Below are 23,399 nucleotides of genomic sequence, written 5' to 3' on the forward strand. Positions count from 1 at the left end.
AAAGATAGAGAGTCTAATGTTAAAAACCAGTTCATTCAAACCTGCTTGGTGGCTAAGTAATCGTCACCTACAAACCATGGCAGCCAAAATTTTACGTCGTAATCAAACTGTTGCTGTAATTAACGAAACCGTTGAATTACCTGATGGTGACTTTGTCGATCTTGCTTGGACTGAAGATCCAAATCTACACCCATTAAAACCGATTGTATATGTGTTGCATGGTTTAGAAGGCTCTATCAATAGCCATTATGCTAAGGGCATGATGGGAGCAATTAAAGCGAAAGGCTGGATAGGCTTGTTGATGCACTTTCGAGGTTGCAGTGGACGCCCTAACCGACAAGGCCCGTCATATCATAGTGGCGATACTTGGGACATCCACTATTGTACTGAGCACCTTAAAGAACGTTTTGTTAATAGACCTGTAGCCATATTAGGGTTTTCTCTTGGTGGTAACGTATTGGCTAATTATTTAGCCGAAGATCCTAATAACCCATTTCGTTGTGCAGCAGTTATCTGTGCGCCTTTGCATCTTGCCAGTTGTAGCACCCAAATTGATCAAGGCTTTTCCAAGGTCTATCAAAAATATTTGGTAGATATGCTTAAAGACAGTACCACTGAAAAAATAAAGCTCAAGCTCATCTCCCATATTGAGCTTGCTGAATTAGAGCAAATTAAGACCCTTTTCGAATTTGACCAAAAAGTGACTGCGCCAATTAATGGTTTTGAAAGTGCTGAAGATTATTATGAAAAAGCCAGTGGCTTGTATCAACTTGATAAAATAACTAAACCTACGTTAATCATTCATGCCATGGATGACCCTTTTCTTTGTCATAAATACCTGAACAAAATCCCCGAAAACAGCTCTATCAATCTCGAAGTCAGTAAGCATGGTGGCCATGTAGGTTTTATTAGTGGCCGTAACCCATTTAAGCCTCAGTATTGGCTTGAGAATAGAGTATTAAATTTTATTGAAGAGCAATTTAGCAAATGATTATTGAAATTGATCAAATTAGCAGTGAAGCATTAAACGCAATTATTGAAAATTATATACTCAGAGAAGGTACTGATTACGGAGAATCTGAATGCTCAATGGCAGACAAAAAACAACAGATAACCGCTCAGTTAAAAAGTAAAAAAATAGTCTTAGTTTATTCTGAGCTTCACGAAACGGTAAATATTTTACCGTTTGAGCAATTTACTTCTCACGAATAAAGGTTAGTACAAAACTTACCGGCACAGCATTACTGATACTTGGCAGCGAAGCAATTTCTTTTAATTGCTGTACACCTTCTTCTAAACCAAAATCTTTAGCATTAATTATCACTGGTTTGATACTAGTTACCATTAACTTTGTTTCACTAACTTTGGTTACCCAAGTTGGAATTTGTACACTTTTCTTCTTATCATTAAGCTCTAAACGACCTTGAAGCATTATTTCAGAACTTGCACTTAATGCTAGTTCGTCGATAAATTTATTACTGATGTTGGCAGTAATAATTGCGCTTGGAAATACATCGGTTTTAAACAGCATTTCTTTTAAACGTGTATTTCTGATTTCAATACCACTGTTAACACTAGCTAAAGCTATTTTTACTTTAGCTGTTCCGTTAGTTTGAATCATGCCTTCAAGCAAGTCGAAGTGATGAGATTCAGCGACATCAGCTTTTTTAACGCTAACAAAGCTTACAATTGATTGCTCATTATCTAGCTGCCAGGTTGCCAATGTAGGTAAACTGAGAAACAAAGATAAAAATGAAATGAAGCTAATAAGTGTTTTCATTATAGTCTCTTATAAAATTAATAATCACGCTCACAACGGTGAGGTTTGATAACATCTTGCCAATTGATTTGTTGGTTGCCAATACCAATAAAATCGGGGTTCATTAAACTTTCTCGTTTATTATAAGAAAGAGAGTTTAATTCGCTATCTAAGATAGTGCCACCAGCTTCTTCCAAAATACATTGGCTAGCTCCTGTGTCCCACTCGCCAGTTGGACCTATTCGTAAATAACAGTCTGTAGTGCCTTCTGCTATCTGGCAACTTTTTAATGAACAGCTCCCTAATGGTAAGTGATTATATGAATATTCATCACTTAAATATTGGGCCATTACCGCAAGTTTTTGTCTGCGGCTCACGCCAACATTTAACGCCCTTTTGCCATCATAACCAGCAACGTTAATTTGCTTTGTAATAAAATTATCTTGCTTGAATGCACCTTTACCAGTTTCAGCAAAATAAGTAACTTCATGTGCAGGAGCATGAATAACCCCTATTTTAGGCCAACCATTTTCGATCAAGGCTATATTTACTGCAAAGTCGCCACTACCAGCAATAAATTCACCGGTACCATCTATTGGATCTAATAGCCAATAACGAGGCCAATGTTCGCGTTCAGCTAACGGTAAATATGGGCTTTCCTCAGAAATAATAGGGATATCAGGTGTTAACCGAGCTAATTCATCTTCTAATATTTTATTTGCGGCTAAGTCGGCACTTGTTACTGGTGATTCATCGTCTTTAGTAAATTTTTCAAAGTCGCCTTGATGATAAAACCGCATCACTTCAACACCAGCTTTTTTGGCACTAGCAATAGCAATATCTAATAAGCTTTGGCTTATTGTCATTTGTGTCCCTTAAGTATGTCTTTCACAAGCATTAACGCTGAAATACTGCGAGCTTCAGTAAAATCAGGTTGCGCGAGTAAATTTTTATAATCACTGAGTTTCCAGTGCACTATTTGTAATGGTTCAGGTTCATCACCTTCAAGAGCACTTTCATATAAACCACTTGCCATAAATATTTCCATAGTGGCATTGAAAAAAGCCGGAGCCAAACTAACTTTATGCACATAAGTTAACTTGGTTGCTGCCATTTTTATTTCTTCTTGAAGCTCTCTGTTAGCTGCTACAATAGGCTCTTCACCAGCATCAATTAACCCTTTAGGAAAGCCTAATTGATAAGAATGAGTACCGGCACAGTACTCTCTAATTAATATGAGAGTGTCATCATCTAACATAGGAACAATTAAAACCGCGCCCCTACCTGCGCCCTTAATTTTCTCATAGCTGCGCAGCTCATCATTACTAAACTTTAATTCAATTTGCTCAACGGTGACCAAGCGACTTTTTGCAACTTCTTTAGAGGCAAGTATTTCTGGTAATTTAAGTTTAGCTGATTTATCCATTTATTTTAGCCTACAACGCTTTTGGGAGATTTTTGATAACTGATATAATGCTTTCATTACAGGTAATTAATGCCTACCATACTCACTAATTATATATAAATTATAAGCACTATTTTTACTGCATTATTATATTGTCATTAATATACGCAATTAATCCGTTGTTTTACAGGAATAAATCCATGTTTGATTGGTCAAAAATTCATACCGTGTTGCTTGATATGGATGGCACACTTCTCGATCTTCATTTTGATAATCATTTTTGGATGGAGCATCTACCAAAAAGATACGCTCAACATGCTCAAATTAGCTTAGAACAAGCTCATCATTATCTAAAGTCTAGATACCAACAAGTAGAAGGTACGATCTCATGGTATTGTCTAGATTATTGGGCTGAGCAAATTAATATGCCAATCACTGAACTGAAAAGAGAAGTTCAACATTTAATTAAACTCAGAGATGATGCTCATGATTTTTTAGTGGCATTAAAGCAATCTGGCCGTAAAGTAATATTGGTAACTAATGCACACCCTGACAGCTTATCCCTTAAAATTGAACGTACGCAATTGAATGAATATTTTGATGAGCTTATTTCATGCCATCAGTTTGGGGTTACTAAGGAATCTCAATTATTGTGGCAACGACTACAGCAACATGTGGGCTTTGATAATGAAAATACCTTGTTTGTCGATGACAGCATTAACATTCTCGATTCAGCTAAAAATTTCGGCATAAAGCACTTGCTAGCCATTGCTAACCCCGACAGTAAACAAGCGATTAGAGAAATTACCGAATATCCGGCAATCACCGATTACAGTGTTTTGTTAAACGAGATAAAAATTCCATTGCAGAGCTGAATTTTAATGAATAAAAAGAACAAACAAAAAACAGTATCACTAGTTCTTGGTAGTGGTGGCGCAAAAGGATTAGCGCATATTGGTGTAATTCGTTGGCTTGAAGAACATAATTATAAAATTGAATCTATTTCTGGTAGTTCAATTGGTGCTTTAGTCGGTGGCATATATGCTGCAGGCCAGTTGGATGTTTATGAAAAATGGGTAAGAGCCATTTCAAAGTTTGATCTTATGGTGCTTATGGATATTTCCTGGGATAAAGGTGGTTTTATCAAAGGTGATAAAATTATTAACTCATTAGAAAAGCTTGTTGGCCAGCAAAACATTGAAGATTTACCAATCAGCTTTACCGCGATCACCACAGACATTGATAAAGAAAAAGAAATTTGGATTAACAAGGGCGACTTGTTTACTGCCATCAGAGCTTCAATATCTATTCCGATGATTTTCACTCCTTATACCTTTAAGGGTAAACGAGTAATTGATGGTGGAGTATTAAACCCGGTACCTATTGCCCCAACATTTGTCGATCATACCGATTTAACCATAGCAGTTAATTTAGGTGGCGCTGCCGAGTATAACAAGGGCAAACGTAGCAATTTAAAAATGATGCGTGAAATAAGTGCTTCACCATTTAAAAAGAAAATTCATCGATTTGTTAATAGCCTCACTAAAAACAAACCTAAAGAGCAGCATAATTGGGATGCATACGATGTGGCTAACCACGCGATAGATGCGATGCAAAGCCAAATAGCAAGACATCGTTTAGCGGCATCACCACCGAACGTGTTAATTGAAATTCCCCGGAACGCTTGTGGTACATTGGAGTTTAGTAAGGCAAATGAAATGATAGCGCTAGGCTATGAAAGAACTGCTAGTGCAATGTCTAAACCGGTAAAATAAATCCCCTGAACTAACAGGGGATAATAATCTAAAACTGGTAGTTCACTTCTACGCGATGGTTACCATCGCTAATATCAACATTTTCGGTCCAGTTAGCAAAATAACGAATATTCATTCGTGGCGTCATTTGATAAGAAGCAGCAAACTCATGAGTTAACACCGCATCATCGCCTTCCATACCAAAATCTTTGTAATTGTCTGAGCCAGATAATGTTTTTGAATAAAACGGATTATAATTTAGCCATATTTTGTCTGTTAAAGTGATTTTAGAATACATACCAACAGTCGCATAAGTCCCCATTACTGAGTAACCACTATCTGTTGTACCATCATCCTCTAGTACATTATTGCCAAACGCGACGCCAGCACCAGCAAGAGGGAAGAACTGAAACATCCCCATTTTAGGTAATGCCTGCATCAAGTTATAACCTGCAGAACCCGTTTCAGAATCGACATTGTAAGTCATATCAATTTGTGTACCGCGGCCATTTACAGTATTTAGTTCAAAATTACGAAAACGAAATGAATCAATTGAATTATCTTTTGCGTGGTTGCTATCCCAGCCCAGTGTTTCACCGGCAACACCCATGATCTCAAGTACATTCATACCCATTTTAGTTGGGCTACCTGTATCGTAAGATTCACCGTATTTAAAGTTTAAACCTTTGTTTGTAACGCCAACACCACCTTGAGTATATACAGCTGTTGGATCAGACATGTCCTGAACATCTTCGTCAGTTTCAGTTTCTGAAAAACTTGCGGTACTGACCAGGAGCAATGATGTAGCGATAGAAAATCGAAATATATTAGCCATCAAAAAACCTTAGTAACATTATAAATAAGGTTAAATTTTACAATCTAAATATTGCTATAGATAATTACATAGACCGATTACCAATATACGTTTAAAGCATAATTTAGCGACTGTATATAAATAAGCGTAAAGTAGGAGATTCGAACTAGGGGATTTCCCTAGTTCGATAAATTATTTTAGTTCCGAGCAGGAATATTCGCTAACACTGCAGTTAATAATTTCCAATATTGTGCAACGGTTGCAATTTCAACTTTCTCATCTGGAGAGTGCGGAAATTTAATTGTTGGGCCAATTGATACCATGTCCAAATGTGGGTACTCAGTTTTAAATAAACCACACTCTAAACCCGCATGAATTACCATAACCTCAGGTACTTTATTAAAGTTTTCTTGGTAAGTGTCACGCACAACATTCATAATTTCAGAGTTGGTACTTGGCTTCCAACCTGGGTATGCACCGGAAAACTCAACTTTAGCGCCAGCTAAAGTAAATACTGACTCAACCATTTCTTCAGTTTCCATACGGCCATCGTCATGTAGGCTTCGAATCAAGCATAACGCGATAAATTTAGGTCCTTTACAACGTAGTACGCCTAAGTTTAATGAAGTTTCCACAACCCCCTCAATATCATCGCTCATTCGAACTACGCCATTAACGCAGCCATTCAGTGCCAATAAAATTTTATTCTGGCAAGCTTGTGTCCACATTTGTTCAAACGTTTCAGGTTGAATAAGTAACATTGAAATGTCAGGTTCAACAACATGTAAGTTTGCTCTAATCGTTGTTAAGTAATGACCAAATGCTGTCTTTAATGCCTCGACGTTTTCACTAGCAACTACAAAGCTAGCATTAGCTTCACGTGGAATTGCATTGCGTAAACTACCGCCATTAAGCTCAGTTAACTGAATGCCAAATTCTCTGCTAGCTTGTAATAAAAAGCGCACCAACAGCTTATTAGCGTTTGCGCGGCCGGTATGAATATCAACACCAGAGTGACCGCCTTTTAAACCTGAAATAGACAAGTTAAATGATTCAAACCCAATTGGTACTGCTTCGCTCTCAAGTTTAAAAGTTGCACTGGCATCTACACCACCAGCACACCCCATGTATACTTCACCTTCTTGTTCAGAGTCAGTATTAATTAAAATCTCACCGTCTAACCAACCTGCTTCTAAACCAAAGGCACCGCTCATGCCTGCTTCTTCATCAATAGTAACAAGAACTTCTAAAGGACCATGTTCTACATCACTGCTAGCAAGCACCGCCATTGCAGAAGATAAACCAATGCCATTATCTGCACCCAAGGTTGTGCCTTGAGCTGTAACCCAGTCACCATCAATATAAGGACGAATAGGGTCGGTTAAAAAGTCATGCTTAGTATCGCTATTTTTTTGCGGTACCATATCCATATGCGCCTGCAATATAACGCCCTTACGATTTTCCATGCCTTGAGTTGCTGGCTTTTTAATAAATAAATTGCCAACAGTGTCTTCTTTAACACTTAAACCTTGTTCTTTAGCCCATTGTTGGATCCAAAGAGATATTTTTTGCTCATGCTTCGACGGATGTGGAATGCTACAAATATTGGCAAAGATTTGCCATAAACTGCTTGGGGATAGTTGACTTAAATCTGACATGTTTTTCTCTTAAAATAAAAGTGACTGACTATGTATTCATAGTCAGTCATTAGTGTTTGGTCTTAGTATAGTTGAGTGTAGGTTTTTAATACCAGTTCGCGTAATGATGTGATCAAATGAGAATGATATATAAAGTTTTAGAACAACTGAAATTTTAAATAGATAGTTATTCATATCTTTTTGAAATTTCAGGAAGTTATCAAGCTTTATCTACATTCCCGAAGGGTAACTCATACGTTGTTTATTTGAGTTACTCAATGAGCGGATCATTATACGGATTGGTATAACTAGCAACCTGACATTAAAAATTGCCACTGTTCGGCAAAGCTTTCACTTGGTTTTTTCTCAAAGCCAGAGCGGACATATTGGCTAATTTTACCTTCACAAAAGGCAAGAATAATATTAGCTAAGGCTAATTCATTAATTGGTAAACCTTTACCCTCACGTAACTTACGCTCACGTAAAATTTGCTTCAATTGAGTTTCAAGCTTTTCAAATAGCTGATGTACGCGTACACGTAAACGCTCATTCTCACCCACTAATGCATCACCCGCTAATATGCGACTCATACCTGGATTACGCTCTGCAAATACTAAGATAACGTGGGTAATATGATGACAACGCACCATAGTTTCTTTTTGATCCGCTAAAATTAAATTGATACGAGAAAATAATGACTCTTCAATATATTCTATCAGGCCTTCAAACATGCGCGCTTTAGAAGGGAAGTGACGATATAAAGCCGCTTCTGAAAAGCCAACTTCACCGGCTAACTTCGCCGTAGTAATTCGCTGTCCAGGGCTTGTCTCTAACATATGAGCAAGACATTCTAAAATTTGCTGTTTACGATTTGGTTTTTTATTATCTGACATATTTTTATTTTTCTTTTTCTTTACTTATAAATTTTTTATTTATTGCCGGTATGGCCAAAGCCGCCATGCCCACGTCTTGTAGATTCAAAACTATTTACTATTTCAAATTCAGCTTGGACAACCGGTAAAAACACTAACTGGGCAATTCTATCGCCAGGAGTAATAGTGTAGCTTTTCTTGCCTCTATTCCAGCAAGAAACCATTAACGGCCCTTGGTAATCTGAATCAATTAAACCAACCAAATTACCTAATACAATACCGTGTTTATGACCTAAGCCAGAACGCGGTAATATAGTTGCACACAATTGTGGATCTTCTATAAACACCGAGATACCGGTTGGAATTAATTGAGTTTCACCGGGCTCTATTACTAACTCAGTTGCCATACACGCGCACAAATCTATGCCTGCGGATCCTAGCGTAGCGTAATTTGGCAGTGGAAATTCAGTGCCAATCCTATGGTCTAAAATTTTTAGCTTTATTGGCTTTTTATCAAGATCGTTAATCATCTTGCATCCTGTCATTGATTAATACTACTAACTGTTCTGCGAGTTGTCTTTTACCCGTTAGTGGTAAATCTATACTGCCATTATGCCAAAATACTTTTAAAGCATTGTCATCACTGTTAAAGCCTTGCCCTTGTTTAGCAACATCATTAGCAGCAATCATATCTAAATTTTTACGGGCTAGTTTACCCTTAGCGTAATGTTCAACATCTTGTGTTTCTGCGGCAAAACCAACAGTAAAAGGTTTATTTTTTAAAGCGGCAACACTAGCAACAATGTCTGGATTTTTAACAAGCTCAATGCTCATTTCATCATTAGTGCTAGTTTTCTTTATTTTATGTTCGCTAATTTTTGCCACTTTATAATCGGCAACTGCTGCACAAGCAATAAACACATCGGCACTTATTGTTTGTTCTAAAGCAACTTCATGCATGTTCTCTGCACTTTGCACGTCAATGCGGTTGCAGTTGGATGGTGTAGCTAAATTTACTGGACCGGCAATTAGTGTAACTGTTGCACCAAAGCTTTGCGCAGCATCGGCTATCGAAAAGCCCATTTTTCCAGAAGAGTGATTTGAAATATAACGCACAGGGTCAATTGCTTCACGTGTAGGTCCAGCGGTTATTACCCAATGTTGACCAGCTAAAGATTGATTAGCATTAAAATGTTTTATGCAATGTTCAACAATATCATCAGGCTCTATCATTCGACCATAGCCCACATCACCACAAGCTTGTTCACCTGCGCCTGGCCCCCAAACATGAATGCCACGTCGAGTGATCACCGTCATATTTTCTTGGGTAGCTTTGGCATGCCACATTTGCTGATTCATTGCTGGAGCTACCGCAATAGGTGCAGCTGTAGCTAAACAAATAGTAGCAAGAAGATCATCAGCCATACCGGCACTTAATCTAGCAATGGTATTAGCTGTTGCCGGAGCAATTAAAATTAAATCAGCCCACTTAGCGAGTTCAATATGACCCATCGCTGCTTCAGCAGCAGGATCAAGTAAACTGTCAGCAACAGGGTTACCTGACACAGCTTGAAGTGTTAATGGCGTTATAAAGGCTTTACCACCATTTGTAATCACCACTCTTACGTTGGCACCTTGATCTTTTAAGCGTCGCACTAACTCAGCACTTTTATATGCGGCTATTCCGCCAGTAACGCCTAAAACGATATTTTTATTCTGTAAAAACATCTACACCTGCTAATATTATTAATTACTTATATAACTATATAAGTAATGCTATTTATTAATTGCGTTAAGATAACACGTAATGGATAGTAGATTAAATACTATTAGTGAGTATTTACATACATTTATAGATAGTAAATAAAGTTTTGTTTATACCTACACAGTTATAACAGCGCAAATTGCAAGGAAGCAGTTTTATGTTAAAAGATTGGCCCATTCAAGAACGTCCCCGTGAAAAACTACTATCTTTAGGTGCCCACAGCTTAAGTGATGCTGAGTTATTAGCTATATTCCTACGCACTGGTGTAAAAGGCTATGATGTGGTTGAAATGTCTCGCCACTTATTAAAGCACTTTGGCAGTTTACATAATGTATTTGCTAGCGACTGCGATAGTTTTTGCCAGCAATATGGTTTAGGCAAGGCTAAATATGTGCAATTACAAGCTTGCTTAGAAATGTCGAGAAGGTATTTAGCTTCTAAACTAACTCAAGGAAAAAGTTTAACCTCATCAAGCCAAACAAAAGATTATTTAATATCCGAGTTAAAACACGAACCCCATGAAGTGTTTGCAATATTGTTTTTAGACAATCAACATAACATTATTTGTTTTAAAAAATTATTCTTTGGCACTATCGATGCGGCAACAGTTTATCCAAGAGTAGTGGTAGAAAGTGCCTTAAAGTTTAAATCTGCCGCTATTATTTTATCGCATAACCACCCTTCTGGAATTGCAGAACCGAGCTTAGCCGACAAACAAATAACCCAAAGATTGATAAAAGCATTAGCATTAGTCGATATTAGAGTACTTGATCACATAATTATTGCCGGTCACCTCACATGTTCATTAGCCGAACGCGGGGACATGTAGAGACATTTTTGGCTAAAAATTGTCAAAATGAATGTTTTTTCACCTATTAACTAAAATTAATTGTATAAAAACGTAATTTCGTTTGGGATCTCAGCTAAAAATCAGTATAATCGCGCCCATTACAAACAACAGCTTAATTTGTAGCCGATAAAGCTTGATCATTTGAAAAGACGCCTATATAATTTGCGACCTTTTTCAGGATCCCGCGGCGACGGCCTTGGGATTTAAACAAGCTCGAGCTGAAATAATTTTTGGAGTGACTCACAATGTCTAAGATTTGCCAAGTAACAGGCAAGAAACCGATGGTAGGTAACAACCGTTCTCACGCGTTGAACTCTACTCGTCGTCGTTTTTTACCAAACCTACAAACACACCGTTTTTGGGTAGAAAGTGAAAACCGTTTTGTAAAATTACGTTTAACACCGAAAGGTATGCGTATTATCGATAAGAATGGTATTGATTCTGTATTAGCAGATATCCGTGCCCGTGGCGAAAAGATCTAAGGAACTGAATCATGCGCGATAAAATCCGTTTAGTTTCATCTGCAGGTACTGGTCATTTTTATACTACTGATAAAAATAAAAAGACTATGCCAGAAAAGATGGAAATCAAAAAGTTTGATCCACGAGTTCGCAAGCACGTGATCTACAAAGAAGCTAAAATCAAGTAATTGATAATCTTCTAATAAAAAACCTAGCTTATAGCTAGGTTTTTTTTTACTTTAAATTTACTGAAACTAATAAAATTATCTAAATCAGTACTGGATAAAGTGATAACACCAATAACGACGCCATAGTTATATTAAATACTTTTAAACGATTATGGTTCGTCAGTATTTTTTGCATTTGTTTACCCAGCATTACCCAACTGCTTACCGTCGGTAAATTAATTAAACCAAAAATTGCAGCCACTAACAGCACCGCTTGTAGGTTTTGAGTTGGCGCATAAATACTGATAGCGGTTAAAGCCATAGTCCACGCTTTGGGGTTCACCCATTGAAATAATGCAGCTTGTATAAATGTCATAGGTTTAGAGTTGGCTTTTTCATCACCTACCGGCGAACTTGATCCCGCAATTTTATAAGCCAAATATAATAAATAGCCAATACTGCCTACTTTTAAGATGTCGTAGCTTAACGGAAATTGGTCAAAAAGCTGCATTATGCCAATTCCCACTAAAAACACCATTAAAGTAAAGCCAATACCCACACCTAAAGCATGCGGTATAGTACGTTTAAAACCAAAGTTTGCGCCCGATGCCATAAGCATTAAATTATTAGGCCCAGGAGTAACTGATGTTACAAAGGCAAACATTACCAATGCGGGGATAGTATCGTAGCTCATATCTTTAATTTCCTTTTTCGAAATATTAATACCAATCGAAATGAATATTAATTTCGTTTAAATTTCATTAAAACAATAATACTCCTTTCAAAATGAAATTAGTGTGCTATTTTCATTACATAAGCAGCCATACCAACAATTTATAATGAAAAAAGATCGATATAACGAACAGATATTGCAAGAACTAAAAATTGATGGCCGAATTTCGAATTTGGAATTAGCTGACAAAGTTGGCTTATCACCATCGGCTTGTTTAAGGCGAGTACAAGAATTAGAGCGCTCAGGTGTTATTAAGGGCTATCGTGCGGTGTTTGATAATGAATTACTTGGTAATGGCTTTATTGCCTATGTCACAGTTGGCTTAGGTGAACACACTAAAGACTCACAAGAAGCCTTTGAACAAGCCATCACCTTAGCCGGTGAAGTAAGAGAGTGCCATAATGTGACAGGAACATTCGAATATATCCTTAGAGTAGAAACAGCAAATCTAAAAACTTATAAAACGTTTCACACTGATGTACTTGGCACCTTACCTCAAGTAAGTACTATTTCTACTCACGTAGTTATGGACTCACCCAAGGATGAAAGGGCTTAAATTGCTATCAACGGCCAACATTCAACCATCAAAAGTGTTATCAGTACAAACGTAGACCGTCATTCCAAACTTAATTTGGAACCTCTGCGAATGTACCATTCATAGTAATTTAACCTAACAAGTAACTTACGCCCAGCCTAATTGCTGAAGACTGATGGTGTCGTTCCAGATTTTTGTCATGTGTCGAATAAGACTCCCTTCGAACTGTATTGCGTAAACGTAGTCCGCTTCGATAGCTTTACCAGTTGGTTCTCCTGGGCCACCTGGTCCAGTTTGCGTACCATGAAACACTGCGAAAGCAGCTACACATTCACGTTCTTTATCCTCAGAGAAGAACTTCAATTCATAATGTCCATCTGGGATAGGTGTGAGTAAGCCCTTCATCCATTCGGTATAACCTTCAAGGTTTTCTATATCAGCAAGGGCAGCAGCTTGCGCTGAAAACGTAGCACCTTCGTGGCAGTATGCTTTACAAACTTCCCATCCTTTTCCTGTTTCACATGCATCAAAAAATAACTTAGCTTGTTCTAGATTATGACTCATTTTTCGGTTCTCTATTTAATAGGTGGTCGAATATGAATTTTAGTATATAAATTGCTATTTTGGATTATTGGACTTTATTAAGTGAATAAATTCACCACTGCTACGGCTGGTAATCGTGTCTTATGATAAATTAAGGTTTTAAACCATTAAAATTACAAAGCATTTTACCATTAACCATCAACCGGGTGTTCGGGGGTATGCAGTATTAATTGATAAAAACCTAAATCGAGCCAGCGGCCAAATTTAAAACCAGCTTCTTTAATTGTGCCGGAATGTACAAATCCGAGCTTTTCATGCAACGCAATACTGCCAGTATTGGTAATATCGATGCCACCAATAATAGTATGGTATTGCTGCTGTTTAGCGGCTTCGATAATTTTAGTAAGTAATACTTTACCAAGCCCTTTGCCTTGATGTTCTTGATGAATGTAAATTGAATGTTCAACTGAGTATTTAAAGGCTGGCCAAGCTCGAAATGTACCATAGGTAGCAAATCCCATAATTTTATCATTGGCATCTAAAACAGCAATTACCGGAAAATCATTTACACTCTTTTCATTAAACCAATTTGCCATAGTATCTATAGTTCTAGGTTTATAATCATATAACGCTGTAGATGAAATAATTGCTTGATTTAATATTTCAAGAATTTCAGCTGCATGTGTTTCATAACAACAATTAATGAACTTCATTTCATACCTAATAAATAGCCGCAAAACACTAGTCTAGTTGATATCAGTTTTGTATTGGGTAACAATATGTAGTCTAACCTCAAGCTTTCATAGAAATTTAAAGCCGAATTTTCACTATTTAAAGTTAACTAATCGATTACTCACATGCCTGAATTACCAGAAGTAGAAGTTTGCCGACAAGGCATTAGCCCTCATGTTTTAAACCAAACTGTTAGCGATGTTATTGTGCGTAATGCCAAAATGCGTTGGCCAATAACGCCAACCATAGTAGAAATGAGTGGTGAAAAAATCATTAGTGTCACTCGCCGGGCAAAATATCTATTATTAAAAACAGTTAAGGGTACCTTGGTTCTGCATTTAGGGATGTCGGGTACTATTCGAGTTATTCCAAAAGATACTGCAGTGGCTAAGCATGACCACTTTGATTTAGTGCTAACCTCAGGCGTTGCCTTACGCCTTAATGATCCTAGGCGATTTGGCGCAGTGCTTTGGTTAACAGAAGATGTTAACGAGCATGCGTTACTAGCAAAACTGGGGCCAGAGCCTCTGCTAGATGACTTTGATAAAGGCTATTTATTTAAAAAGTCACGTAAGAAAACAGTGCCTATTAAAACCTTTATTATGAATAACCATGTAGTTGTTGGCGTAGGTAACATTTATGCCAATGAAGCATTGTTTCAGGCTGGTATTTTACCGACAGCTCCTGCAGGTAAGGTAAGTCAAAAACGCTATGACAATCTTACCGAGATAATCAAGCAAGTTTTAACGAAAGCTATTAGTCAGGGCGGCACTACTTTAAAAGACTTTACCCAAGCAGATGGCCGGCCAGGATACTTTGCTCAATCATTACAGGTCTATGGTCGTGGTGGTGAAAAGTGTATTGCGTGTGAAACCCCGTTAGAAGAAATACGCCAGTCGGGTCGAGCCAGCGTATTTTGTCCTAAATGTCAGAAAAACTAGGCTTAATTATCAGCCTATTAAGTGCTTAGGCGCCATAACGGTTGCTTCACCACTTATTACCACAACACCTTCTGGGTTTGTTGCTGTAAGGGTAAATTTAACGATTGGTCTTTTAGGGTGAATACTGGCTACTTCAACAACAGCTTCTATTTCTTCATTTAAAAATACTGGTGCGGAAAACTTAACCGTTTGACCTAAAAAGATAGTGCCTTCGCCTGGTAATTCACAACCGAGCAAACCAGAAAACAAACTACTTACTAATGCGCCGTGTACAACACGCTGTTTAAAAATTGATGCTTTGCCAGCTTCTTCATCCAAATGAATTGGGTTGAAGTCTAAAGATACTTCAGCAAACTTTTCTACATCTGCTGAGCTGAATGATTTCTTTAATGATGCTTTCGCACCAATAGTCAAAGGTTGTGACATAGATTTCCCTGTATCCCTTAAAAAGGAAGTTTATAACTAATTTGAATGTTATTTTATAGCGATTGACAGCTAACTTTAATTAACCGTTTTCTAGTGCAGATTTTACCACAGGATGAACAAATTCACTCACATTTCCGCCATGTAAAGACACTTCTTTTACCAGTGTAGAAGAGATAAATGAGTTCTCTTCTGCTGGGGTTAAAAATACACTTTCAAGTTCAGGATATAAACGTCGATTCATGTTTGCTAACTGAAATTCATATTCAAAATCCGATACTGCCCGCAAACCTCGAATCAACACTTGCGCATTCGCTTGTTTAGCAAAATCAACTAATAACCCGCTAAATCCCTGTACTGTTACATTTTCTAAATGAGATGTTATTTCGGTAATCATTGCCACTCGTTTTTCTAAATTAAACCTAGGCTTTTTGCTCGGGCTTGCAGCAACACCAACAATCACTTGGTCAAATAATAAAGAAGCACGCTCGATTAAGTCAGAATGACCATTGGTCACAGGATCAAATGTGCCTGGGTATATTGCGGTATTTTTCATAATGTCACTTATCTAAAATTAGTCAGTAAATATATATGCTAGTAATTTCATCATTTTAGCTGTGCTTTAGGACAAAGCAAAGTGTTCTGTAAAACTTATTATTTAATTCATAAAAATGACAGAAAATATTCACCATAAAATAAAATAAAGTAATTACTCAAAAAAGTTCCATTTTTGTTTATTTTGATAGTATGATGTTGGTAACAAGTTAATATCAGAATTAAAAGAGTTTCATTAAAAATGAAAACCAGAGATAAAATAATCGTCGCTAGTATTGAGCTATTTAACGAAAATGGCGAACGTAATATTACAACTAACCATATTGCTGCACATTTAGGTATTAGCCCGGGTAATCTTTATTATCACTTTCGTAATAAAGAAGACATTATAAACGCTATATACAGCGAATATGCTGATGATTTAATTTCTCAGTTTAAAACTTTATCCGATGCTATAAACCCATTAGATAGCATTCTTTTATATATGGATATTGTCTTCCAACTTATCTCTAAGTTTAGATTTTTTTATAGTAACTTACCTGTTCTGTTAAGCAAGAACCCAGCTCTTAAAAAGCGCTATAGTGAAATACAAAAAGAGATAATTCAGAAAGTTTCTAGCATGCTGCAGTCTTTAAACGAAGCTGAAATCTTAAGCATTAAAGAAGATGAATTAGATGACTTAACATGTTTAGTGCGGATCACTACTACGTTTTGGTTAAGTTACTTACAAACACAATTAGACGAGAACCCTAAAATTGATGATGCTAGTTTGTATGAAGGTCTATTAAAGATATTTGCTTTATTAAGTCCATACGTTACTGATCAGGCGCGTCAAGATTTTGAAAATGCACGTAGCCAATACAAAATATTAAAACAAGAAGCGCTGGACCAGCAAATAGCTGTTTAACTCCCCTCTTCAAGATTAAGTTACTCTGTATAACCTTGCATTAATAATTGCCACTGAGTTTCATTAAAATGAAACTCAGGTAATTTACCTAACTCCTTATTGAAAGAACGTAATAAGCGCTGTAAGTTTTCTTGTTGCCACTTACCCGCCTTAGGCATTACTCGGCCTTGGTCAAAATCGATTAACCAAACCTTATTATCACTATCTAGCATAATATTATGCGCATTTAAGTCATGGTGATAAACATTCTTTTGATGGAATTTCTTAATACAACGACCAATACTTTGCCAAATACTATCAGGTAACTCTGCTTGAGAAAGCAAGCCGACGAGATCTGTAGCACCGGGAATTAGCTCAATAAGTATGTCTGCTTGATAAGTAAAACCATTACGCTTTACTTGAAATGCTACTGGCTTGGGTACCGGTAATTGCCAATGCTGCATTTCTTTGAGTAACACAAACTCTTTTGCTGCCCTACTATTCATTACTCCAGTAAAGAAGTAACTATCATTAATTAACTTTCCAATTAATCCCCCCCGATAATAATGGCGAAGCACCATATTAGTGGTTGGGTGGCCAAGAAACCAAGCTGTACCGCGGCCAACAGCTTTACCTAAAACAGCATCTTTATGTTGCCAATACTGGGCACTAAACATTTCTAAACAAAAATCTGGCAATAATTCACTATCATAAAGACAGGTATAATTACCCTCTTTAAAAAAATTTACAGATGATTGTTTTACAAATCTCGACAGGTTCAAGATAATAGGCCTTAATTAATTATATTTTGCTTAATAGCTATTTTGGTAAATCGTTTATGCTAGGTCAAATACCTACCCCAAAATCTCTTTGTATTTTAAGGCTTTCCGCCATTGGTGATGTTTGCCATGCAGTTGCTATGGTACAACAAATTCAAAAGCAATATCCAGAAATTGAGATCACTTGGATATTAGGCAAAGTAGAGCACATGCTATTGAAAGACTTACCTGGTATTGATTTTATTATTTTTGACAAATCAAAAGGGTTTGCGGCTTTTAAAGAACTAAAAGTGGCAATGAACGGACGAAAATTTGATGTGCTGTTTCATATGCAAGCAGCTCTTAGAGCAAGTATTGCCAGTTTATGTATTTCGGCAAAAATAAAAATCGGCTTTGATCGCGCAAGAGCTAGAGAAGGTCAATGGCTATTTACTAATAGAAAGGTAGCGCCACAAAAGAACCCACATGTGCTTGAAGGCTTTATGGCCTTTGCCAATGCTATTGGCGTGAAAACTGAAGCGCCACATTGGCTTATGCCTTTTGGTGAAAATGAAAGAGCTTATGCCAAAAATAATATTCCCCAAGACAAATTTTATACCGTTATTTCTGCGGCGGCCAGTAAAGCTGAACGAAATTGGTCCCCAAAAAAGTATGCACAAGCAGCAGATTATTTAAGTAACAAAGGCTATCACGTTGTACTTTGTGGTGGTCCTGCAGATCTTGAAGTCAAACTTGCCGAAGATATAACAAAACATGCCAATGTTGAACTAATAAACTTAGTAGGGAAAACTAACTTAAAACAATTAATGGCTGTGTTAGAGTCGGCTAAGCTTGTTATTGCTCCAGACACTGGCCCTACGCATATGGCCACTACGGTGGAAACCCCAGTCATCGGATTGTACGCTCATTCAAACCCGCGACGCACAGGCCCTTATACATGCCAAAAATATGTTGCAAGTGTTTATGAAGAATGTGTTTTAGAGCAGCATGGAAAACCCTCTGAGCAATTACCTTGGAATACACGAGCTAAAGGTGAATTGATGAATCGCATCACTGTCGACATGGTCACCAATAAGATAGATCAAATATTGCTTTAGACCGTTAACAATTATTAAACATCTGTACAATATAAACGTTATTAAGTAGACTTTTCAAAGCAAGAAATTGATGGTTTTTCTGTCAAGCAATGTCGAAACTAGGTTTACAATAATGATAAAAATAAAGTTAATTAGTGTGCTTTTGTGCATGCTAGTGTTAAGCAGTTGCGCAACAAAAGTTGAGAGCATAAATGAACAGAGTCAATATGCTCTGCAAGAAAAGCACGGATATTTGCTGCTTGCCGTCGATACTAACCGTTCCCTCAAGGAAATTTTATTAACAGGCACCAAGCGTATTGCATTGTCAGAAAAAGATTTAAAATCTGGCAGTAACTACATATTAATTTCTCTTCCTGCTGGGCAGTACGAGATTAGCAAGGTCAGATTTAATAATTACGCTTACCTTAAAAATTTCGAAGACGATATTTGGGAATTTTCTGTAGAAGAAAATAAAATCAACTACGCTGGCCATTTGAAAATGAATAGCTATATAGTTTGGTACTACGTAGCCTCAAGAATGTCATTAAACAATAACTCATCTATTGCACTTGAATTTATGGAAGATAAATTCTCTAACATTTTACAAAATCATTCAATGACCTATTCAGGTCCTGGAAACGAAAACTTTTTTGAATTAATTACCCCTGCATCACCCCACAAGGATAGTGAATAATGAGCCGCTTAAATTCAGTTGTATTGCGAGTCACTTTTACTATAGTAGCTTTGCTTAGCTATCACACTTTTGCAAAGCCATTCAAATTAATACCTGTTGAAGATATTATGCAATCATCGCAAGTCTATTCGATGATATTAAGCCCTGATGGCAAATATATTTTTTCTTATGAACACATGCCTAATTACAATATTGTAAGACTCATTGATCCGCAGAAAAAAATCAGTGTGCCTATGTTCCGTATGGATAGAAATCGAAGTTCCCGTGTTGAAGATTATCAATGGGTAGACAAAGATACTGTTTACCTGCAAATGAAGAAGAAAAAAGGCTTTATTAACATCAAGTCTGATGGTGAGCAACCAGAGGGAATTTGGCAGCCGCTAGGTGTTAAGGGCTTTATGGTTTCAACATTGCCTAATGAAGAAAACACGGTGCTATTCGCACGAGACGTTACTAAAAAACGTAAATATCCAAGGTTTAAGCTGTATAAAATAACCACTGACCAGTTGGCTGTGAGTAATTATGAGCAAGCCATAGAGCTTGAAAACACTCTAAGCGATGCCTTTCATTATATTTACGATGATGTGAATAAAGCACTGCTGGCAGCGGTTAAAAATGACGATGTATTAGAATACTGGTACCAACTGACACCTAAACATAAATGGAAAAAATTCTTCGAAATAGATGCTGAAAATCAGTTTATTCCAATTGGTTTTTTGAGTGAAGATACACTTGCCGTATTAACCAATAAAAACCTAGACAGAACCTCACTAGTTGAATTTGATATTAAAACAAATACACTTGGAAAAGTTATTTATCAACATCCAAATTATGATTTGATTGACGCTAAATTAAATAAAATGAATGAAGGAATAAATTTTGTCACCTATCTTGAACAAGGAATTCCAAACAACCATTATTTTGCCAAAGACAAGGCAGATTTAGCCGAAAATTTAAGAACAACATTCAAAAATCAACAAGTTTCAGTTATCCAATCAAGCCTTGATGATAACTATAAGTTAATTAATATATTTAGCTCTACAAACCCAGGGAAATTTTATTTTTATCAGGCCGACACTAACAAAGCGACATTTGTAACAGATAAACGTGCTAGCTTGACGCCTTACAAACTTAATCCTACCAAAGTATTTAACGTTGAAGTAGAACCCGGCGTCTTTGTCGAAGCATTGTTAACTAAACCAGAGGGATACACAAATGGGGTGTTATTAGTAAACCCTCATGGTGGTCCAATTGGGATTAGAGATTTAGCAATATATGATGCGCACACTCAATTCTTTACCAATCGCGGCTATTCAGTATTAAAAGTTAATTTTCGCGGTTCATCCGGCTATGGTAAGCAATTTCAGGACGAAGGCCGTGGCGAATTTGGTAAGTTGATCGAACATGATATTTCCGCGGCGGTAAAACAAGTTAGAAGCGAGCATAAATTTGAGCAAATGTGTTCCATAGGCAGTAGTTATGGTGGTTATTCTGCAATGATGCTGGCAATTAAACACCCCGAAGATTATCAGTGTATTGTGGCAATGTACGGCATCTACGATTTATCACATTTATACAATGCGAATAACCGAATTTATAGTGATGAACATCGGCAAGCTCTAGATAAAGTGATCGGTGGTTACAAAGAGTCATTGAAAGACGTATCGCCGTTATATTTGGCTGAAGACATCAAAGCACCGATACTTTTAATAGCAGGTAAAAAAGATAACATCGCTTATTTCGAACAATCAAATAGAATGAAATATCGATTGCAGCAATTAGGCAAAGACATAGAAACTGTATTTTACAACAGTGTTGGCCATGGTTACCACGATAACTGGAATGGCGATCAGCATGAAATTGTTTATATTGAAGACTTTATTCGCAGACAACTGAATTTACCTTTCCCATCCGCAATGAACGACATGCAAATAAAAGCACAAGAGCGCAGAAGATTACTTGATGCCTACGATGTTGATAAAAAAGAAAATACCCAGAAAATAAAGTCTGTAATCGCTAAAGCAGAAGAGCAAAAAATTGAAGCCGAACTGCAAGCTTTAATTCAGGAGCAACTTGCGGAAGAAAAGAAAGAGCAAGCTGAACGCGAGGCACAACAAAAAGCTGATGAAGAGTTTTCTTATTAGATTATCAAATAGAAGTTCAATAGCCTAAACATAGTAGTTCAGGCTATTGAACTGCCTTATTTATTTCAGTAACCTTTGTAAGGTTTCAATACTTTTACTAGTAGCACCTTGATTGGCAAGCACTACATCAAGAGCATTTTTGCCAACCGATTTAGCTAAATTTTGATCCGCAAGTAAGCAATGTAATTTAGCAGCGAGCTCGCTGTTATGATCTAATTGCACGATGCCATTGGCCGTTTTCAACTTCTGGGTGATTTCTTTAAAGTTCGCCATGTTCTCCCCAACTATAACCGGTTTAGCAAATAGTGCTGGTTCAAGTGGATTATGGCCGCCAACATCCGAAAAGCTACCAGCAACAATACAAATTTCAGCCAACGCATATATCGGTAGTAACTCACCTAAGGTATCAATCACCCAAATATCATTATCATCTGTTATCGCTTGTTTAGAACTGCGAGTTATGTGATTGAAACCTTGCTCGACGCACAGTTGTGTTACCGCGGAAAATCTTTCTGGATGACGTGGCACCAATACTAATAGTAACTCTGGATTGTCAGCTTTTAACTGTTTATATGCATTAAGAGCTGGGATTTCTTCGCCTTGGTGTGTGCTACCTACTACCAGTAATCGCCTATGCTCTGATACGTAATGCTGCAGATCAGAAATTTTATTTTGCAGCTCATCTGTAACACTAATATCGTATTTTAAATTGCCAAAATTTTTGACTAAATCAGCATCAGCGCCCATCTCAATAAAGTGATCTACGTTGTCTGCACTTTGGCACAATATTGCGGAGAATTTATTTAATGCAGGAGTAATCAGCCAGCTAAGTTTTTTATAACTTTTTAACGATTTTGCCGATAATCGGCCATTAATGAGTAGCAACTCAATGTTAGATTTATGACAACGTTGAATAAGGGTAGGCCAAAGTTCAGTTTCCATTAGTACCACTGCTTTGGGCTTTAACAATCGGAAAAACAAATGCACACAAAAAGAAATATCTAATGGCAGGTAGCAGTGTTGTACTTTATCAATGTAGAATTTTTTTACTTGCGCTGAGCCTGTCGGTGTAAACGTAGTTACTGTTATTGGCAAATCTGGATATGTAATTAACAACTGATCAATAAAGGGCTTGGCAGCTATCACTTCACCTACGCTTGCCGCATGTACAAGGATACCACCAGTTTTTACATTTGAAGACAGCCAACCAAAACGCTCACTTAAACGTTGACGGTATTCCCGTTGTGAAAATGAGCGAATGATGAGAACCAATAACAACACAGGTACAAGTATTAAAATAAGTAACTGATACAGGCGTAACGACAATTTTTCTTTGTTCAATTTGTTTTCTTATAAATAAATGAGTCGTTGTCATCATACTAACAACCGACTGAAATAACCTAATATATTTTAACCATGTTTGACAAAATAATTAGACATAGTTTACCTTTCAAAAATAGCATCAAGAATAATTGAAGAGTTAGTTCGCTCTACCCCTTCTAAATGGCAAATATTATCTAATATAGCAGTAAGGTGTTTGAGCGATTGGATCTGTAGTACAACAAGTAGATCAAATTCGCCACTAATTGAATAGACATGACTTATCTGGTGTATTTTTCTCAAAATAATGCAAATTTTCTCACGTAAGTTTGGGTTTACTTTTAACGATACATTTATGGTAATTAAATCTTTTGTATAGTTACTACCCAATTCAACGCTGTAGGACTTTATTACACCGTTACTTTCAAGTTTATTAATTCTATTTTGTATTGCTGTTCTGGAAACATTTAAGGCTCTGGCGATGTCGGAAACGCTAGCTCTAGCATTGCACCTAAGAATTGAAAGCAGTTCTTCGTCTTTTTCACTAATCATCT

29 protein-coding genes are annotated in these 23,399 nt (G+C 37.0%); 13 read left to right on the plus strand and 16 right to left on the minus strand.

Going from position 1 to position 23,399, the window contains the following annotated elements; genetic code table 11:
• Nucleotides 1-16: 16 nt before the first annotated feature.
• Nucleotides 17-991: a hydrolase gene (locus tag RGQ13_RS17610; RefSeq protein ID WP_348391032.1), complete on the plus strand. Its 975-nt coding sequence runs from the start codon at nucleotides 17-19 to the stop codon at nucleotides 989-991.
• Nucleotides 988-1,212, plus strand: a complete 225-nt coding sequence (locus RGQ13_RS17615; RefSeq protein WP_348391033.1) for a YheU family protein — start codon at nucleotides 988-990, stop codon at nucleotides 1,210-1,212. The genes RGQ13_RS17610 and RGQ13_RS17615 overlap by 4 nt, the downstream gene beginning before the upstream one ends.
• On the opposite strand, the gene RGQ13_RS17620 is transcribed toward RGQ13_RS17615, so the two are convergent.
• From RGQ13_RS17620 to nudE, 3 genes are read right to left on the minus strand one after another with little or no spacing between them, the layout of a single operon-like run.
• On the minus strand, nucleotides 1,196-1,780 hold the full coding sequence (locus RGQ13_RS17620) for a YceI family protein (protein WP_348391034.1): 585 nt from the start codon (nucleotides 1,778-1,780) through the stop codon (nucleotides 1,196-1,198). The two genes, RGQ13_RS17615 and RGQ13_RS17620, sit on opposite strands and share 17 nt — an antisense overlap.
• 17 nt (nucleotides 1,781-1,797) lie before the next feature.
• Nucleotides 1,798-2,625, minus strand: a complete 828-nt coding sequence (gene cysQ / locus RGQ13_RS17625) for a 3'(2'),5'-bisphosphate nucleotidase CysQ (RefSeq protein WP_348391035.1) — start codon at nucleotides 2,623-2,625, stop codon at nucleotides 1,798-1,800.
• Complete coding sequence (nudE, locus tag RGQ13_RS17630) at nucleotides 2,622-3,185, minus strand: ADP compounds hydrolase NudE (protein WP_348391036.1); 564 nt, start codon at nucleotides 3,183-3,185, stop codon at nucleotides 2,622-2,624. Before nudE ends, cysQ begins: the two co-directional genes overlap by 4 nt.
• A gap of 179 nt (nucleotides 3,186-3,364) precedes the next feature.
• Between nudE and yrfG the strand changes: the two genes are divergently transcribed.
• Together yrfG and RGQ13_RS17640 are read left to right on the plus strand one after the other, a co-directional pair.
• Nucleotides 3,365-4,039: a GMP/IMP nucleotidase gene (gene yrfG, locus RGQ13_RS17635; protein WP_348391037.1), complete on the plus strand. Its 675-nt coding sequence runs from the start codon at nucleotides 3,365-3,367 to the stop codon at nucleotides 4,037-4,039.
• A 6-nt stretch (nucleotides 4,040-4,045) separates the two neighbouring features.
• A complete protein-coding gene (locus RGQ13_RS17640; RefSeq protein ID WP_348391038.1) occupies nucleotides 4,046-4,939 on the plus strand; it encodes a patatin-like phospholipase family protein in 894 nt (297 codons plus the stop codon).
• Nucleotides 4,940-4,967: 28 nt separating this feature from the next.
• Here the strand turns inward: RGQ13_RS17640 and RGQ13_RS17645 are convergent, their stop codons facing one another.
• The 5 genes from RGQ13_RS17645 to coaBC form a co-directional block, all read right to left on the minus strand.
• On the minus strand, nucleotides 4,968-5,753 hold the full coding sequence (locus RGQ13_RS17645) for a hypothetical protein (RefSeq protein ID WP_348391039.1): 786 nt from the start codon (nucleotides 5,751-5,753) through the stop codon (nucleotides 4,968-4,970).
• Nucleotides 5,754-5,929: 176 nt separating this feature from the next.
• Nucleotides 5,930-7,390, minus strand: a complete 1,461-nt coding sequence (locus RGQ13_RS17650; protein ID WP_348391040.1) for an aminoacyl-histidine dipeptidase — start codon at nucleotides 7,388-7,390, stop codon at nucleotides 5,930-5,932.
• Between the two features lie 287 nt (nucleotides 7,391-7,677).
• On the minus strand, nucleotides 7,678-8,262 hold the full coding sequence (gene slmA, locus RGQ13_RS17655) for a nucleoid occlusion factor SlmA (RefSeq protein WP_348391041.1): 585 nt from the start codon (nucleotides 8,260-8,262) through the stop codon (nucleotides 7,678-7,680).
• Between the two features lie 35 nt (nucleotides 8,263-8,297).
• A complete protein-coding gene (dut, locus tag RGQ13_RS17660) occupies nucleotides 8,298-8,771 on the minus strand; it encodes a dUTP diphosphatase (RefSeq protein ID WP_348391042.1) in 474 nt (157 codons plus the stop codon).
• The gene (gene coaBC, locus RGQ13_RS17665) at nucleotides 8,764-9,969 is read right to left on the minus strand and encodes a bifunctional phosphopantothenoylcysteine decarboxylase/phosphopantothenate--cysteine ligase CoaBC (RefSeq protein WP_348391043.1); all 1,206 of its coding nucleotides are present in this window, start codon (nucleotides 9,967-9,969) and stop codon (nucleotides 8,764-8,766) included. The genes dut and coaBC overlap by 8 nt, the downstream gene beginning before the upstream one ends.
• 194 nt (nucleotides 9,970-10,163) lie before the next feature.
• Between coaBC and radC the strand changes: the two genes are divergently transcribed.
• The 3 genes from radC (at nucleotide 10,164) to rpmG (ending at nucleotide 11,505) form a co-directional block, all read left to right on the plus strand.
• Nucleotides 10,164-10,835 carry a RadC family protein gene (radC, locus tag RGQ13_RS17670; RefSeq protein ID WP_348391044.1) on the plus strand — a complete coding sequence of 224 codons (672 nt, stop codon included), beginning with the start codon at nucleotides 10,164-10,166 and terminating at the stop codon, nucleotides 10,833-10,835.
• Nucleotides 10,836-11,101: 266 nt separating this feature from the next.
• Complete coding sequence (gene rpmB / locus RGQ13_RS17675; protein WP_348388116.1) at nucleotides 11,102-11,338, plus strand: 50S ribosomal protein L28; 237 nt, start codon at nucleotides 11,102-11,104, stop codon at nucleotides 11,336-11,338.
• Nucleotides 11,339-11,349: 11 nt separating this feature from the next.
• Nucleotides 11,350-11,505 carry a 50S ribosomal protein L33 gene (rpmG, locus tag RGQ13_RS17680; protein ID WP_348391045.1) on the plus strand — a complete coding sequence of 52 codons (156 nt, stop codon included), beginning with the start codon at nucleotides 11,350-11,352 and terminating at the stop codon, nucleotides 11,503-11,505.
• A gap of 79 nt (nucleotides 11,506-11,584) precedes the next feature.
• Here the strand turns inward: rpmG and RGQ13_RS17685 are convergent, their stop codons facing one another.
• A complete protein-coding gene (locus RGQ13_RS17685) occupies nucleotides 11,585-12,178 on the minus strand; it encodes a LysE family translocator (protein ID WP_348391046.1) in 594 nt (197 codons plus the stop codon).
• A 142-nt stretch (nucleotides 12,179-12,320) separates the two neighbouring features.
• Here RGQ13_RS17685 and RGQ13_RS17690 point away from each other — a divergent pair, with 142 nt between their 5' ends.
• The gene (locus RGQ13_RS17690) at nucleotides 12,321-12,773 is read left to right on the plus strand and encodes an Lrp/AsnC family transcriptional regulator (protein ID WP_348393432.1); all 453 of its coding nucleotides are present in this window, start codon (nucleotides 12,321-12,323) and stop codon (nucleotides 12,771-12,773) included.
• A gap of 126 nt (nucleotides 12,774-12,899) precedes the next feature.
• Here RGQ13_RS17690 and RGQ13_RS17695 read toward each other — a convergent pair whose 3' ends face one another.
• Entirely contained in the window at nucleotides 12,900-13,316 is a 417-nt protein-coding gene (locus tag RGQ13_RS17695; RefSeq protein WP_348391047.1) for an ester cyclase, read from the minus strand.
• 170 nt (nucleotides 13,317-13,486) lie between these two features.
• Nucleotides 13,487-14,008, minus strand: a complete 522-nt coding sequence (locus RGQ13_RS17700) for a GNAT family N-acetyltransferase (RefSeq protein WP_348391048.1) — start codon at nucleotides 14,006-14,008, stop codon at nucleotides 13,487-13,489.
• Between the two features lie 144 nt (nucleotides 14,009-14,152).
• On the opposite strand from RGQ13_RS17700, the gene mutM reads away from it, so the two are divergent.
• Nucleotides 14,153-14,968: a bifunctional DNA-formamidopyrimidine glycosylase/DNA-(apurinic or apyrimidinic site) lyase gene (mutM, locus tag RGQ13_RS17705; RefSeq protein ID WP_348391049.1), complete on the plus strand. Its 816-nt coding sequence runs from the start codon at nucleotides 14,153-14,155 to the stop codon at nucleotides 14,966-14,968.
• A 9-nt stretch (nucleotides 14,969-14,977) separates the two neighbouring features.
• Here the strand turns inward: mutM and RGQ13_RS17710 are convergent, their stop codons facing one another.
• Both RGQ13_RS17710 and coaD read right to left on the minus strand, forming a co-directional pair.
• Nucleotides 14,978-15,394, minus strand: coding sequence for a MaoC family dehydratase (locus RGQ13_RS17710; RefSeq protein WP_348391050.1), 417 nt, complete (start codon nucleotides 15,392-15,394; stop codon nucleotides 14,978-14,980).
• A gap of 79 nt (nucleotides 15,395-15,473) precedes the next feature.
• Nucleotides 15,474-15,947, minus strand: a complete 474-nt coding sequence (gene coaD / locus RGQ13_RS17715; protein ID WP_348391051.1) for a pantetheine-phosphate adenylyltransferase — start codon at nucleotides 15,945-15,947, stop codon at nucleotides 15,474-15,476.
• A gap of 240 nt (nucleotides 15,948-16,187) precedes the next feature.
• Here coaD and RGQ13_RS17720 point away from each other — a divergent pair, with 240 nt between their 5' ends.
• The gene (locus RGQ13_RS17720; protein WP_348391052.1) at nucleotides 16,188-16,853 is read left to right on the plus strand and encodes a TetR/AcrR family transcriptional regulator; all 666 of its coding nucleotides are present in this window, start codon (nucleotides 16,188-16,190) and stop codon (nucleotides 16,851-16,853) included.
• 20 nt (nucleotides 16,854-16,873) lie between these two features.
• Here the strand turns inward: RGQ13_RS17720 and RGQ13_RS17725 are convergent, their stop codons facing one another.
• Complete coding sequence (locus RGQ13_RS17725) at nucleotides 16,874-17,614, minus strand: 3-deoxy-D-manno-octulosonic acid kinase (protein ID WP_348391053.1); 741 nt, start codon at nucleotides 17,612-17,614, stop codon at nucleotides 16,874-16,876.
• 56 nt (nucleotides 17,615-17,670) lie between these two features.
• Here RGQ13_RS17725 and RGQ13_RS17730 point away from each other — a divergent pair, with 56 nt between their 5' ends.
• From RGQ13_RS17730 to RGQ13_RS17740, 3 genes are all read left to right on the plus strand, one after another.
• Nucleotides 17,671-18,708 carry a glycosyltransferase family 9 protein gene (locus tag RGQ13_RS17730; protein ID WP_348391054.1) on the plus strand — a complete coding sequence of 346 codons (1,038 nt, stop codon included), beginning with the start codon at nucleotides 17,671-17,673 and terminating at the stop codon, nucleotides 18,706-18,708.
• A gap of 112 nt (nucleotides 18,709-18,820) precedes the next feature.
• Nucleotides 18,821-19,381: a hypothetical protein gene (locus RGQ13_RS17735; protein WP_348391055.1), complete on the plus strand. Its 561-nt coding sequence runs from the start codon at nucleotides 18,821-18,823 to the stop codon at nucleotides 19,379-19,381.
• Nucleotides 19,381-21,525, plus strand: a complete 2,145-nt coding sequence (locus RGQ13_RS17740) for a prolyl oligopeptidase family serine peptidase (protein ID WP_348391056.1) — start codon at nucleotides 19,381-19,383, stop codon at nucleotides 21,523-21,525. The genes RGQ13_RS17735 and RGQ13_RS17740 overlap by 1 nt, the downstream gene beginning before the upstream one ends.
• A gap of 60 nt (nucleotides 21,526-21,585) precedes the next feature.
• On the opposite strand, the gene waaA is transcribed toward RGQ13_RS17740, so the two are convergent.
• Both waaA and RGQ13_RS17750 read right to left on the minus strand, forming a co-directional pair.
• Nucleotides 21,586-22,866 (minus strand): lipid IV(A) 3-deoxy-D-manno-octulosonic acid transferase, encoded by a 1,281-nt coding sequence (gene waaA / locus RGQ13_RS17745; protein WP_348391057.1) that lies wholly within the window; start codon nucleotides 22,864-22,866, stop codon nucleotides 21,586-21,588.
• A 102-nt stretch (nucleotides 22,867-22,968) separates the two neighbouring features.
• On the minus strand, nucleotides 22,969-23,397 hold the full coding sequence (locus RGQ13_RS17750; protein WP_348391058.1) for an Lrp/AsnC family transcriptional regulator: 429 nt from the start codon (nucleotides 23,395-23,397) through the stop codon (nucleotides 22,969-22,971).
• Between the last annotated feature and the right edge of the window lie 2 nt (nucleotides 23,398-23,399).

This window comes from Thalassotalea psychrophila (assembly GCF_031583595.1).
In the GTDB taxonomy this organism is placed as follows: Bacteria; Pseudomonadota; Gammaproteobacteria; order Enterobacterales; family Alteromonadaceae; genus Thalassotalea_A; species Thalassotalea_A psychrophila.